This window comes from Streptomyces sp. NPDC048352 (assembly GCF_040651895.1).
Classification (GTDB): Bacteria; Actinomycetota; Actinomycetes; order Streptomycetales; family Streptomycetaceae; genus Streptomyces.
This window is the reverse complement of record NZ_JBEZKZ010000044.1, coordinates 1-13,522: the sequence shown is the minus strand read 5'-3', so window position 1 is coordinate 13,522 and position 13,522 is coordinate 1. Positions and strand designations below refer to the sequence as shown.

The window sequence follows — 13,522 nt, the reverse complement described above, 5'->3', positions numbered from 1 at the left end:
AGGGCGTGGCAGTGTTACGGGAAGAACCACCGTTCGACTTACCCATCTACGGAGTCCCCGTGTCGCTGCCACCCCTGGTAGAGCCAGCTGCTGAGCTCACCGTTGACGAGGTCCGTCGGTACTCCCGCCACCTGATCATCCCGGATGTCGGGATGGACGGCCAGAAGCGCCTGAAGAACGCCAAGGTGCTGGCCGTGGGCGCGGGCGGCCTCGGCTCGCCCGCCCTCATGTACCTGGCCGCGGCCGGCGTCGGCACCCTGGGCATCGTGGAGTTCGACGAGGTCGACGAGTCGAACCTGCAGCGCCAGATCATCCACAGCCAGGCGGACATCGGCCGTTCCAAGGCCGAGTCCGCCCGCGACAGCGTGCTGGGCATCAACCCGTACGTCAACGTGGTCCTTCACGAAGAGCGGCTCGAGGCCGAGAACGTGATGGAGATCTTCAGCCAGTACGACCTCATCGTCGACGGCACGGACAACTTCGCCACCCGCTACCTCGTCAACGACGCCTGCGTGCTGCTGAACAAGCCGTACGTGTGGGGTTCGATCTACCGCTTCGACGGCCAGGCCTCCGTCTTCTGGTCCGAGCACGGTCCCTGCTACCGCTGCCTGTACCCGGAGCCCCCGCCGCCGGGCATGGTCCCCAGCTGCGCCGAGGGCGGCGTGCTGGGCGTGCTCTGCGCGTCCATCGGCTCCATCCAGGTCACCGAGGCGATCAAGGTCCTCACCGGTGTCGGCGAGCCGCTCGTCGGCCGCCTGATGATCTACGACGCCCTGGAGATGCAGTACCGCCAGGTCAAGGTCCGCAAGGACCCCGACTGCGCGGTCTGCGGTCCGAACGCGACCGTCACCGAGCTCATCGACTACGAGGCCTTCTGCGGCGTCGTGTCGGAGGAGGCCCAGGAGGCGGCCGCCGGTTCGACGATCACTCCCAAGCAGCTCAAGGAGTGGATCGACGCGGACGAGAAGATCGAGATCATCGACGTCCGTGAGAAGAACGAGTACGAGATCGTCTCGATCCCCGGCGCGAAGCTGATCCCCAAGGGCGAGTTCCTGATGGGCACCGCCCTCCAGGACCTGCCGCAGGACAAGCGGATCGTCTTGCATTGCAAGACGGGTGTCCGCAGTGCGGAAGTCCTCGCGGTCCTGAAGTCCGCGGGCTTCTCCGACGCGGTGCACGTCGGCGGCGGCGTCATCGGGTGGGTCCACCAGATCGAGCCCGAGAAGCCGGTCTACTAGGCGTTCCCGGAGGTTTCCGGAAGTCCCGGAAGGGGGGCCGTACCCGCTCGGCGGGTGCGGCCCCCTTCTCGTGCCGCCTCTCGTGCCGCTTCTGCTGCCGCCGGGCTCAGGACGCCGGGCAGACGGTGCCCCCGCGCGGCACCTTCCCGTCCAGCAGGTACGCGTTCACCGCGCCCTGGACGCACGTGTCGCCGCCGTTGTACGCGCCGTGGCCCTGGCCCTTGTACGTGAGCTCCACGCCCACGCCCTTGCCGAGGCGCTCCGCCATCTTGCGCGCGCCCTCGTACGGGGTCGCCGGGTCACCGGTGTTGCCGATCACGACGATGGGCGCGGCTCCGGGGGCGGAGACGTCCGGGGTCTTCCAGGCGCCGGGGACCGGCCAGCCGGTGCAGGACAGCATCCCCCAGCCGAGGAGGTCCCCGAAGACGGGCGAGGCCGAACGGAACTCCGGGAGCCTGGCCTTGGTCTGCGCCAGGGTGTAGCGCTCCTTGGAGTCGGCGCAGTTGATGGCGGTGTTGGCGGCGCCGATGTTGCTGTAACGGCCGTTCTGGTCGCGGCCGTTGAGGGCGTCGGACAGGGCCATCAGCAGCTGCCCCTGACCGCCGTCCGCCTCGTCGAGCCCCTCTTCCAGCAGCGGCCACAGCTCCTTGGAGTACAGGGCCTGCGCGATGCCGTTGGTGGCCTGCGACTCGGTGAGCCGGCGGCCGCCGATGCCCGGGATGGGCTTGGCGGCCAGGTCCTTCTGGAGCTTGGTGACGTTCGCCTCGATCTCCTTGACGGTGCTGCCCTGGAGCCGGCACTCGTCGCCGCGGTTCACGCAGTCCTGGGCGAAGTTCCCGAGGGCCAGCTGGAAGCCCTTCGCCTGGCCGAGCGCACTCTGCCGGGCGTCCTTCGTGGGGTCCACGACGGCGTCGAAGACGGCTCGGCCGACGTTCTTCGGGAAGAGGTGGGCGTAGACCCCGCCGAGTTCGGTGCCGTAGGAGATACCGAAGTAGTTCAGCTTCTCGTCGCCGAGGGCCTGGCGGATGCGGTCCAGGTCGCGGGCGGCGTTGTCGGTGCCCACGTACGGGAGCACCTTGCCGGACCTCGCCTGGCAGGCCTTCTGGTACGTGCGGATGCCGTCGACGTAGGCCTTCTCCTCCGCCGGGGTGCTGGGGGAGGAGTCCTGGGCGTAGTACGCGTCCAGCTGCCGGTCGCTCTCGCACAGCACCGGGACGCTGCGGCCGACCCCGCGCGGGTCGAAGCTCACCAGGTCGTACCGGGCGCGCAGGGCCTCGTACTCCTTGGCGGCGCCGGGCAGGGTGGAGATGCCGGACCCGCCGGGCCCGCCGAAGTTGAACACCAGCGAGCCGAGCCGCTCGGCCTTCTTGCGGGCCTTGGCGCGGATCAGGGCGATGGGGATGGTCTCGCCCTCCGGCTGGGCGTAGTCGAGCGGCACGTCGAGCGTGGCGCACTCCCAGTCCTGGCCGGGTGCCTGTCCGCCGCCCTGGGCGGCCGTGGGAGCGCTGCACCCGCCCCAGGAGAGGGGTTTCGCCGGCTTGGCGGCTCCGGCTCCGGTTCTCTTCGCGCCGCTGCCGCCGCCGTCGGAGCAGGCGCCGGTGGTGAGCAGAGTGGCGGCGAGCGCGGCGGCGGTCGTGGCCCGCAGGACGTTTCTCGGCATGCCCCCATCCTGTGCGCCCGCCCCCGCCCCCGCCCCCGAGCTGACCCGTCCGGGGGACGCGGGGCCCGCGCCCCGGACCTCACGAGGCATCCGGACCGGCTCACGCCGCTCCAGCCCCGCCGCGTCCGCCCGGCCCCGGGGCCCGTCCGCGTTCCGACCGCCCGGGCCCCGCGGCCCGTCCGCGACCCGGCCGCCCGGCCCCGCGGCGCGTTCCGGCTCGATGGCCGGAGTCCGGTGGGGCGCGGCGCGTCCCGGGGCAACCGGCGGAGCTAGATCGCTTCCTTGCGCGTCAGGAAGTTGAAGGACAGCCAGCCCGGGAGCACCGGCAGCCAGAAGGTCATGACGCGGAACAGCAGGACCGCCGAGAAGGCGACGTCGCCTTGGAGGCCCGCCGCGACGAGGCCCAGCGTCAGCGTGCCCTCCACCGCGCCGATGCCGCCCGGGGTCGGCGCCGCCGAGCCCAGGGCGTTGCCCGCCAGGAAGACCACGGCGACGCTCGCGTAGCTGATGGCCTCCCCGCCCCCGAACGCGCGGATCGAGGCGTCCAGGCACATCACGAAGCAGCCGGTCAGCAGCAGCATCCCGCCGATGCCGGTCATCAGTTTCTGCGGCCGCTGGAGCACGTCCAGCATGCGCGGCACCACCCCCGCGAACAGCGCCCGCACCCGCGTCACCACGAACTTCCGCAGGAACGGCACGGCCGTGACGACGAGCACCAGCACCGCCACCGTCAGCAGACCGGCGATGACCGTCCTGGACGGGGTCATCTCCGGGGTCTTCTCCGTGCCCGTCAGGTAGCCGAAGGCCAGCAGCAGCAGGATGTGGCTGGCCAGCCCGAAGAGCTGCGACGCGCCGACGCTCGCCACGGCGAGCCCGGGCCGGACCCCGGCCCGCTGCAGGAACCGGGTGTTCAGCGCCACGCCGCCCACCGCCGCCGGGGCGACCAGCTTCACGAAGGACCCCGCGACCTGCGCGACCACCGTCCGCAGGAACGGCACCCGTTCCGGTACGAAGCCCAGCAGGCTCATCGCCGCCGCGAAGTAGCTGAGCGCCGAGAAGGCGAGCGCCGCCCCGACCCAGCCCCACTGCGCCTCCCCGACGATGGTCGCGAAGTCCACGTGGGCCAGCTGCGTGAGCAGGTAGTACGCACCGAGGGCGCCCGCGATGAAGGACACCAGCGTGCGCGGGCGGATCCGCTCCAACCGGGCCGGTTCCACCGGCGCCTGCGGGCGGATCAGCAGCACCTGCTGGCGGATCTGGCTCAGCAGGTCCTCCTCGCGGGCGTCCTCCAGCGCGTCGTCCAGCGCCCGCTTCTCGGCCTTGCGCTCAGCGGCCGGAGTGGCGGCCGCGGGCCCGGCGCCGGCCTCGCGCGCCGCCTTGGCCGCACGCGAGGACTCCAGTACGGCTTCCCGCTGCCGGTCGGCCCGCTCCCGGGCCAGCTTGCGCAGGGTCGCCCGGGTGGAGCGGCTCAGCGCGATCGGCTGGAGCAGCGGCAGGCAGTCCGCCACCGCGTCCGGCCCGAGCACCGACACCGCCGAGGCCACCGACCGCTCCGCACCGACCCGCAGGCCGAGCGTGGTCAGCAGCTGCGCGATGTCCATGCGCAGCACCAGGTCGCCGGCGGCGATCTCACCGCCCCGCAGGTCCGTGAGGATCACCGTGCCGGAACGATCCACCACCAGCGCGTCCCCCGTGAGCCGGCGGTGCGCGATCCGGCGCGACTGGAGGGCCCGTACCTGCTCCCAGGCGTTGCGGATCAGCTCGTCGGTGATCTCCTCGTCGGGGAGGGCGTCGAGGTGGCGGCCGCCCAGGTGCTCGTAGACGAGCATCACGGCGTCCGGGCCGAGCTCGGAGGTGGCGATCAGCTTCGGAGCGTTGGCCCCGGCCGCGATCGCCGCGTAGGCGAGCAGGGCCTCCTGCTCGAGCGCCTGGCGCAGGGACTGGATGCTGCGCCGGGTGGTGATCCCGCGCAGGGTCATCCGTCGCCAGACCCGGTAGAAGAAGCCCTGCGCCTGCTGCTCGCGGTCCACGACGGTGACGTCCAGCGGAGGCCCGTCCTCGAGCGTCACGTGGTACCGCCGGCCCCGGTCGCCGGTCTCCGCGCTGTCCCCGTCCGGCGGCTCCGCCCGCATCGCGCTCACCGGCTGGAAGCCGACGCGGCGCAGCCCCGCGAGGAGGTTCTGCCCGGTGGGCCGGACGTTCGGCGAGCCGACCGCGTACAGGGTTCCGTACGCCACGCTCCAGCCGATCAGCACCGTCAGGATGATCGAGAACGGTGTGGTGTACCCGCTGACCAGCATCGCGAAGGCGTCCAGCAGCAGGACCACCCACAGCGCGACCCGCCAGCGCGGCCGCCGGGTCATCCCCACCGCGGTCATGTACGCGATCACCGGCGCGAGGTAGCCGTGCACCGGGTCGGTGGAGGCGCCGGCCGTGCCCGTGGCGCGGGTGAGGGCGTCCTGGATGGTCTCGGGGGCGGCCTGCGAGACCCACAGGTCGGTCGCGAGGGTCACCCCGTGCGCGAGGACGGCCGCGAGGACGCCGTCGGCGATGCGCAGTCCGTCGCGTTTGATCAGCCGCTCGATGGCGAACGCCACCGGTACGAGGAGCACCGCGATGCTGGACACCAGACCCGCGACCTTGATCAGCACGTCGGGCGCCTGGCCGGTGCCCTGCGTGATGTCCTGCTCCAGGCCCGCGGTGGTCCCGTGGGCGAAGGCGGCGATGCCGAGCACGACCGCGACGCCGAGGATCCCGGCCAACAGGCGTACGAGGTCGGAGGGCCGGTGCACGCGGGCGGCGAGCAGCGGCTCGTCCACCTCGACGCGGTCGGCCGCCGTCGGCGTGTGGCCGGGCGGGTCGTCGGGGTGCGGCTCGTCCGGGCGCGCGTCATCGCCCCTCGCCGCGCCGTCCGGAGGGCTCACAACCCGCTCCTTCGCCGTCACATCCGTCTCTTCTTGATCACGTATCACCAGTCACCGCCCGGAAGATGGTGGCACGGACCGACGTCCGTGCGGGGCAGCAGGGTGCGCGCCGGTACGGAAGGAAGGCTTCCACCAGACCGTCCGGAGCGTCCGGCACCATGTGCCGAATGAGCGAAGAGCTGCCCGTCTACGCGGAGCGGGTACTGGAGGTGGCCGAGCGGATTCCGCCCGGCCGGGTGATGACGTACGGGGACGTCGCCGAGTGGCTCGGCGAGGGCGGCCCGCGCCAAGTCGGGCGTGTCATGGCCCTGTACGGCGCGGCCGTGCCCTGGTGGCGGGTGGTGCGGGCGGACGGCGTGCCCCTGCCGGGCAGCGAGCGGCGCGCCCTGGAGCACTACCGGAGCGAGGGCACGCCGCTGCGCGAGACGCCCTCCGGCGAGCCGCGGCTGGCCATGCGCAGGGCGCGCTGGGACGGGCGCGGCGCGGGGGACGGGGGCGACGAGGCTCACATCTGACAGCTTCGGCCATCCGGAGTGCGGACGGGCGGTCGAAGGCCCGTACGGAGGACGACACCGGGGGCCTCCGGGGCGACGCCGGGCCCCGGCGGGACGGACTGCGGCAGCCGGCGCGGTTGGCGTAGCGTTGCCTCTTCGGCGTACGCGGCCGTGGTCCTCCCGACCTTCGCGGCCGCCGGCCCGACCGCAGCAACCGCAGACCCACCAGGACCGGCACCCCACGTGATCACCTCTTCTCCCGGCCGCTCCGAGCGGCGTACGCGGACCCCTGACGCGTACCGCCTGGTGCGGACCGGGCCGCAGCAGGTGGTCATCCCTGTGCTGGACGCAGCGCAGCGCGCGGTGGTTGACCACACCGCGGGACCGCTGCTGGTGCTCGCCGGACCGGGCACCGGCAAGACCACCACCCTCGTCGAGGCGGCCGCCGCCCGGGTGGAGGCCGGCACCGACCCCGCCCGGATCCTGATCCTCACCTTCAGCCGCAAGGCCGCCGTGGAGCTGCGCGACCGCGCCGCCCTGCGGCTCGGCGGCGCCCGCGCCCCGCAGGCCACCACCTTCCACTCCTTCTGCTACGGCCTGGTCCGCGCCCACCAGGACCACGAGCTCTTCGCCGACCCGCTGCGGCTGCTGTCGGGACCCGAGCAGGACGTGATGGTCCGCACCCTGCTGGAGGGCCAGCGCCGGCTGAACTCCATCCGCTGGCCGGACGACCTGCGGGCCGCGCTGACCACGCGCGGGTTCGCGGACGAGGTCCGCGCCGTCCTGGCCCGCGCCCGCGAGCTGGGCCTGGGACCGGAGGCGCTGGCCTCCTTCGCCGAGCGGATCGGGCGCCCCGACTGGAAGGCGGCCGCCGCGTTCCTCTCCGAGTACCTCGACGTCCTCGACCTCCAGGGCTCCCTGGACTACGCGGAACTGCTGCACCGCGCGGTCCTCCTGGCGGAGACCACCCCGTCCCTGGCCTCGGCCTACGACGTGATCTACGTGGACGAGTACCAGGACACCGACGCCTCCCAGCTGCGGCTGCTGCGCGCGCTGAACGGCCCCGCCGGGACGCTGGTCGCCTTCGGCGACCCCGACCAGTCGATCTACGCCTTCCGGGGCGCCGACATCAACAACGTGCTCGACTTCGAGTCGGCCTTCCCGGGCGCGCGGGTCCGGGCCCTGACGGTCGGCCGCCGCTCGGGCGCCGCCCTGCTGGCCGCCACCCGCCTCCTCACCACCCGCATGCCGGTGCCGCGCCTGCCCGCCGCCGCCGTCCGGGCCCACCGCGCGCTGGAGCCCGCCCGGGAGGGCGGGCGGGTCGAGGTGTACACGTACCCGACGGCGGGCGCCGAGCTCGACAACATCGCCGACATCCTGCGCCGGGCGCACCTGGAGGACGGGGTGCCCTGGCGGGACATGGCCGTCCTGGTCCGGGCCGGCGGCCGCACCCTGCCGGCGATGCGCCGCGCCCTGATCGCGGCGGGCGTCCCCGCGGAGACCGACGCCGCGTCCACCCCCCTCCGCCACGAGCCCGCGGTGGCCCCCCTCCTGACGGCCCTCCGCCTCACGGCGACGGCGGCCACCGCCCTGCCGGACGCGGACGAGGACGGGGGTGCCGCCCCGGAGCCGACGGCCGGTCCCCGGCCGGGCGCGGACGGGGTTGCCCTCCCGGAGCCGGAGCCGGAGTCGGGGTCGGAGCCGGGGTCGGAGCCGGAGCCGGGGTCGGAGTCGGAGTCGGTGGCCGGTGCCCTGCCGGGCGCGGACGAGGGCCCGGTTGCCCTCCTGGAGTCGGAGCCGGAGTCGGCGGCCGGTGCCCTGCCCGGCGCCGGCGCGGACGGGGTTTCCGTCCCGGCGTCGGCGGCCGGGCTGGCGCGCGCGGGTGAGGCCGCTGTGCCCGGCGCGGGCGTCTCGGCCTCCGCGCTGCCGGGTGCTCCCACCGTGTCCACCGTCCTGCCGGAGGCCGCCGAGTCCGCGTCCTCCGGGGACGCGGGCGGCCCCGCTCCGGGCGAGGAAGCCCCGGAGGGGTCCGGCGACGCAGGCGCCCGGGTGCGCGAGCCTGCTCGCACGCCCGGAGCGGACGGGCGGGACCTTCCCCCGGCCCCCGGCGCCGAGACCACCGCCGGAGGCGACGGCGCTTCCCCCGGCACGGACTCCGAGGGGGCCGAGGCCACCGCCGGAGGCGAAGGGTGGGTCGGGGTCGAGGGGGCGCTGCTGCTGCTCACCTCGCCGCTCGGCGGGATGGACGCCGCCGACCTGCGCCGGCTCGGGCGGGCGCTGCGCGACGAGGAGCGGGCCGCCGGGGTCACCGTCCCCGCGCCGTCCGACGTCCTGCTGGCCCGCGCCCTCGCCGAGCCCGAGCGGCTCACCGCGCACGACCCCGCCTACGCCCGCGGAGCGCAGCGCCTCGGCCTGCTGCTGCGCAAGACCCGCGAGCTCCTCCAGGGCGGCGGCACCGCCGAAGAGGCCCTGTGGGCCCTGTGGGACGGCACCCCCTGGCCGCAGCGCCTCGAACGCCAGGCCCGCCGCGGCGGCACCGCCGGCCGCAACGCCGACCGCGACCTCGACGCGGTCTGCGCCCTCTTCGACAACGCCGCCCGCGCCGAGGAACGTACCGGCGGCCGCGGCGCGCTCAACTTCCTGGAGCAGCTCGAGGCCGAGGACATCGCCGCCGACACGCTCACCGGCCGGGCCGTACGCCCCGACGCCGTACGGCTGATGACCGCGCACCGCTCCAAGGGCCTCGAGTGGGGCCTCGTCGTCGTCGCCGGGGTCCAGGAAGGGCTCTGGCCCGACCTGCGCCGCCGCGGCTCCCTCCTCGAAGCCGACCGCATCGGCCGCGACGGCCTCGCCGAGCCCCTCACCCCCGGCGCCCTCCTCGCCGAGGAGCGGCGGCTCTTCTACGTCGCCGCGACCCGCGCCCGCCACCGCCTCGTCGTCACCGCCGTCAAGGCCCCCGCCGAGGACGGCGACCAGCCCTCCCGCTTCCTCACCGAACTCGGCGTCACCCCCAAGGACGTCACCGGCCGCCCCCGCCGCCCCCTCGCCGTCCCGGCGCTCGTCGCCGAACTCCGCGCCACCACCGTCGACCCCGACGCCTCGCCCGCCCTGCGCGACGCCGCCGCCCGGCGCCTCGCCCGCCTCGCCGCGCTCACCGACGACGAGGACCGCCCGCTGGTCCCCGCCGCGCACCCGCAGCGCTGGTGGGGCCTGTACGAGCCCACCCGCTCCGCCGTCCCGCTCCGCGACCGGGACCGGCCCGTCGCCCTCTCCGGCAGCGCCCTGGAGCAGCTCGCCACCACCTGCTCCCTCCAGTGGTTCCTCGGCCGCGAGGTCAAGGCCGACACCCCCTCCACCGCCGCCCAGGGCTTCGGCAACGTCGTCCACGTCCTCGCCGACGAGGTCGCCTCCGGCCGCACCCCCGCCGACCTGGCCGTCCTCATGGAGCGCCTCGACTCCGTCTGGGACGCCCTCGCCTTCGACGCGCCCTGGAAGTCCCGCCAGGAGAAGGACAACGCCCGCGCCGCCCTCGAACGCTTCCTGCGCTGGCACACCACCGACCGCGGCGGCCGGACCGCCGTGGCCACCGAGCACGACTTCGACGTCACCCTCGACGCGGGCGAGTACGCCGTACGGATCCGCGGCTCCATGGACCGCGTCGAGGCCGACCCGCAGGGCCGCGCCTACGTCGTCGACTTCAAGACCGGCAAGGGCGCCCCGACCAGGGACGAGGTCGCCCGCCACCCGCAGCTCGCCGTCTACCAGCTCGCCGTCCGCGAGGGAGCCGTCGACGAGGTCTTCGACGGCCGGCGCCCCGAACCGGGCGGCGCCGAACTCGTCCAGCTGCGCCAGGGCGCCGCGAAGCGCGACGGCGGTGACCAGGTCCCGAAGATCCAGGCCCAGGAGGCCCTGTCCGGCGGCACCTCCGGGGAATGGGTCGGCGACCTGCTCGCCACCGCCGCCGGCCGGGTACTGGACGAACGGTTCGCCCCCGCCACCGGCGAACACTGCACCCGCTGCACCTTCCGCAGCGCGTGCAGCGCCCTGCCCGAGGGCCGTCAGACCGTGGAGTGAGACGCCGGCCGGGACTGTCGGCGGGTGCGGCTAGCCTTTTGAGGTGACCGCGTACGTGACCGGGCGCGCCCCCGTCCTCGACGATCCCGAGCAGCTCAAGGAGCTCCTCGGGATCCCGTTCACGCCCGAACAGCTGGCCTGCGCGGCCGCCCCGGCCGCCCCCCAGGTCATCGTGGCGGGCGCCGGCTCCGGCAAGACCACCGTCATGGCCGCCCGCGTGGTCTGGCTCGTCGGCACGGGCACGGTCGCCCCCGAGCAGGTCCTCGGCCTGACCTTCACCAACAAGGCCGCCGGGGAACTGGCCGAGCGCGTGCGCAAGGCCCTCGCCCGGGCCGGCATCACCGACCCGGACCCCTCCCCGGCCGACGTCGAGACCGGGGCGGCCGGCGGCGAGCCCCGCATCGCCACCTACCACGCCTTCGCCGGCCAGCTCCTGAAGGACCACGGCCTGCGCATCGGCCTCGAGCCCAGCGCCCGCCTCCTCGCCGACGCCACCCGCTTCCAGCTCGCCGCGAAGGTGCTCCGCGAGGCCCCCGGGCCCTACCCCGCCCTCACCAAATCCGTCCCCGACCTGGTCAGCGACCTCCTCGCGCTCGACGCGGAGCTCTCCGAGCACCTCGTGGAGCCGGCCGCGCTGCGCGCGTACGACACCGCGCTGCTCGACGAACTGGCCGGCGCCAAGCTCACCAACGACGACCTGCGCAAGGTTCCCGAGGCGGTACGCGGCCGCCTGGAGCTGCTGGAACTGGTCTCCCGCTACCGCGCCGCCAAGCGCTCCCGCGACCTCTTCGACTTCGGCGACCAGATCGCCCTCTCCGCCCAGCTCGCCACCACCCGCCCCGAGGTCGGCGCCCTGCTGCGCGAGGAGTTCCGGGTGGTCCTGCTGGACGAGTACCAGGACACCTCCGTCGCCCAGCGGCTGCTGCTGTCCGGCCTCTTCGGCGCGGGCACCGGGCACGCCGTGACCGCCGTCGGCGACCCCTGCCAGGCCATCTACGGCTGGCGCGGCGCGTCCGTGGCCAACCTGGACGACTTCCCCGAGCACTTCCCGCACGCCGACGGCCGCCCCGCGACCCGCCTCTCGCTCAGCGAGAACCGGCGCAGCGGCGGCCGCCTGCTGGCCCTGGCCAACGGCCTCGCCGCGCCGCTGCGCGCCCTGCACGAGGGCGTCGAGGCGCTGCGCCCGGCGCCCGGCGCCGAGCGCGACGGCGTCGTCCGCTGCGCGCTGCTGGACACCCACGCCGAAGAGCTGGAGTGGCTCGGGGACTCCGTCGCGCACCTGGTGCGCACGGGTACCGAGCCGGGCGAGATCGCGGTGCTGTGCCGGTCCGCCGCGGACTTCGCGCAGATCCAGGCCGTCCTGGTGGAGCGGGACGTCCCGGTGGAGGTCGTGGGCCTGTCCGGCCTGCTGCACCTCCCGGAGGTCGCCGACCTCGTGTCCGTCTGCGAGGTGCTCCAGGACCCCGGCGCCAACGCCGCCCTGGTCCGCCTGCTCATCGGCCCGCGCTGGCGGATCGGCGCCCGCGACCTCGCGCTGCTCGGGCGCCGGGCCCGGCAGCTGGTGGCCCGCCCCGGCGCCGACACCGGGCCCGACGGCCGGCTGGCGGCGGCGGTCGAGGGGGTCGACCCGGCCGAGGTCGTCTCCCTGGCCGACGCGCTGGAGACGTTCCTGGACGGCTCCGCCGCCGAGGACCTGCCGTTCTCGGCGGCCGCCCGGGTCCGTTTCGCGCACCTCGCGCAGGAGCTGCGGGACCTGCGCCGTTCGCTCTCCGACCCGCTGATGGACGTCCTGCACCGGGTCCTGGCCACGACCGGCCTGGACGTGGAGCTGTCGGCCTCCCCGCACGCGCTGGCGGCCCGCCGGCGCGAGACCCTCTCGCACTTCATGGACGTCGCGGCCGGCTTCGCGGCGCTGGACGGCGAGGCGACCCTGCTGGCGTTCCTGGGCTTCCTGCGCACCGCCGCCCAGTACGAGAAGGGCCTCGACCACGCCCTGCCGGGCGGGGAGAACACGGTCAAGGTCCTGACCGCGCACAAGTCCAAGGGCCTGGAGTGGGACGTGGTGGTCGTCCCCGGCCTCTGCGCGGGGTCCTTCCCGAAGGAGAAGGCCCCGGAGGCCTGGACCTCGTACCCGAAGGTCCTCCCGTACGCCCTGCGCGGTGACGCCCCGACCCTGCCGGGGGACCCGGAGTGGACCTCGGCGGGCCTGAAGTCCTTCAGGACGGCCCTGAAGGACCACAAGGCCGTGGAGGAGCTCCGCCTCGGCTACGTCACCTTCACCCGGCCCCGCTCCCTGCTGCTGGCCTCGGGCCACTGGTGGGGCCCCACCCAGAAGCGCCGGCGGGGCCCGTCGTCCTTCCTGACGGCCCTCCACGACCACTGCGCCTCCGGCTCCGGCGAGATCGAAGTCTGGGCGGAGGAGCCGGCCGCCGACGCCGAGAACCCGGCGCTGGCCACCGACTCCACCCCCGACCACTCCTGGCCCCTGCCCCTGGACCCGGCCTCCCTGGCCCTGCGCCGCGAGGCGGCCGCCCTGGTCGAATCCCACCTGACGGCGCGGGGCCGCATCCCGTCCCCGGCCACGCCACCGGACGGGGCGGACGACCCGTACCTGTGGCCCCCGCACTGCGAGGACCCGTCCTACGCCGACGAGCCCGGCACGCCGGACGACGACTGGCCGGCCGAAGCCGTACCGGCCCCCCGCACGGCACCCCCCGCAGCGGACGCCGACCTCTGGGCGGCCGAGGCGATGGACCCCCGGCCGGGGCCCGCCGCAGCCGACGCCGACCCCTGGGCGGCCGAGGCGATGGATCCCCGGCCGGGGCCCGCCGCAGCCGACGCCGACCCCTGGGCGGCCGAGGCCGCGACCAGCCCCCGGCCGGGGTCCCCCGCGGCGGACGCCGACCTCTGGGCGGCCGAGGACGCGGCCGACCCGTGGGCCGTGACCCCCGCGTACCCCGCCGGGCTCCGGGGCGGAGCCCCGGGCGGCCTCCCCGGCGCAGCCGGGGCCGTCCCCGCCGGGGTCCGGGGCGGAGCCCCGGTTTCGGGAAGGGGCGGGGTGGGGGTAGAGCCGGCCGGGCTGCCGGCGCCGCTGTTGCCCTCGGTGGAGCACGCGGTGAGCGCCGTCCCCGC

The 13,522-nt window shown here is 75.1% G+C and carries 6 protein-coding genes; 4 read left to right on the top strand and 2 right to left on the bottom strand.

Annotated elements, in window-relative coordinates:
* Window positions 1-59 precede the first annotated feature (59 nt).
* The gene (gene moeZ / locus AB0D45_RS22080; protein ID WP_361601446.1) at window positions 60-1,238 is read left to right on the top strand and encodes an adenylyltransferase/sulfurtransferase MoeZ; all 1,179 of its coding nucleotides are present in this window, start codon (window positions 60-62) and stop codon (window positions 1,236-1,238) included.
* A gap of 106 nt (window positions 1,239-1,344) precedes the next feature.
* Here the strand turns inward: moeZ and AB0D45_RS22075 are convergent, their stop codons facing one another.
* Both AB0D45_RS22075 and AB0D45_RS22070 read right to left on the bottom strand, forming a co-directional pair.
* Complete coding sequence (locus tag AB0D45_RS22075; RefSeq protein ID WP_362461623.1) at window positions 1,345-2,898, bottom strand: alpha/beta hydrolase; 1,554 nt, start codon at window positions 2,896-2,898, stop codon at window positions 1,345-1,347.
* Between the two features lie 269 nt (window positions 2,899-3,167).
* A complete protein-coding gene (locus AB0D45_RS22070) occupies window positions 3,168-5,870 on the bottom strand; it encodes a lysylphosphatidylglycerol synthase transmembrane domain-containing protein (RefSeq protein WP_361601440.1) in 2,703 nt (900 codons plus the stop codon).
* Window positions 5,871-5,989: 119 nt separating this feature from the next.
* Here AB0D45_RS22070 and AB0D45_RS22065 point away from each other — a divergent pair, with 119 nt between their 5' ends.
* From AB0D45_RS22065 to AB0D45_RS22055, 3 genes are all read left to right on the top strand, one after another.
* A complete protein-coding gene (locus AB0D45_RS22065; RefSeq protein ID WP_362461620.1) occupies window positions 5,990-6,337 on the top strand; it encodes an MGMT family protein in 348 nt (115 codons plus the stop codon).
* A gap of 222 nt (window positions 6,338-6,559) precedes the next feature.
* Complete coding sequence (locus tag AB0D45_RS22060; RefSeq protein WP_362461617.1) at window positions 6,560-10,390, top strand: UvrD-helicase domain-containing protein; 3,831 nt, start codon at window positions 6,560-6,562, stop codon at window positions 10,388-10,390.
* A 43-nt stretch (window positions 10,391-10,433) separates the two neighbouring features.
* On the top strand, window positions 10,434-13,522 hold a 3,089-nt coding region (locus tag AB0D45_RS22055), incomplete at its 3' end, for an ATP-dependent helicase (protein ID WP_362461614.1).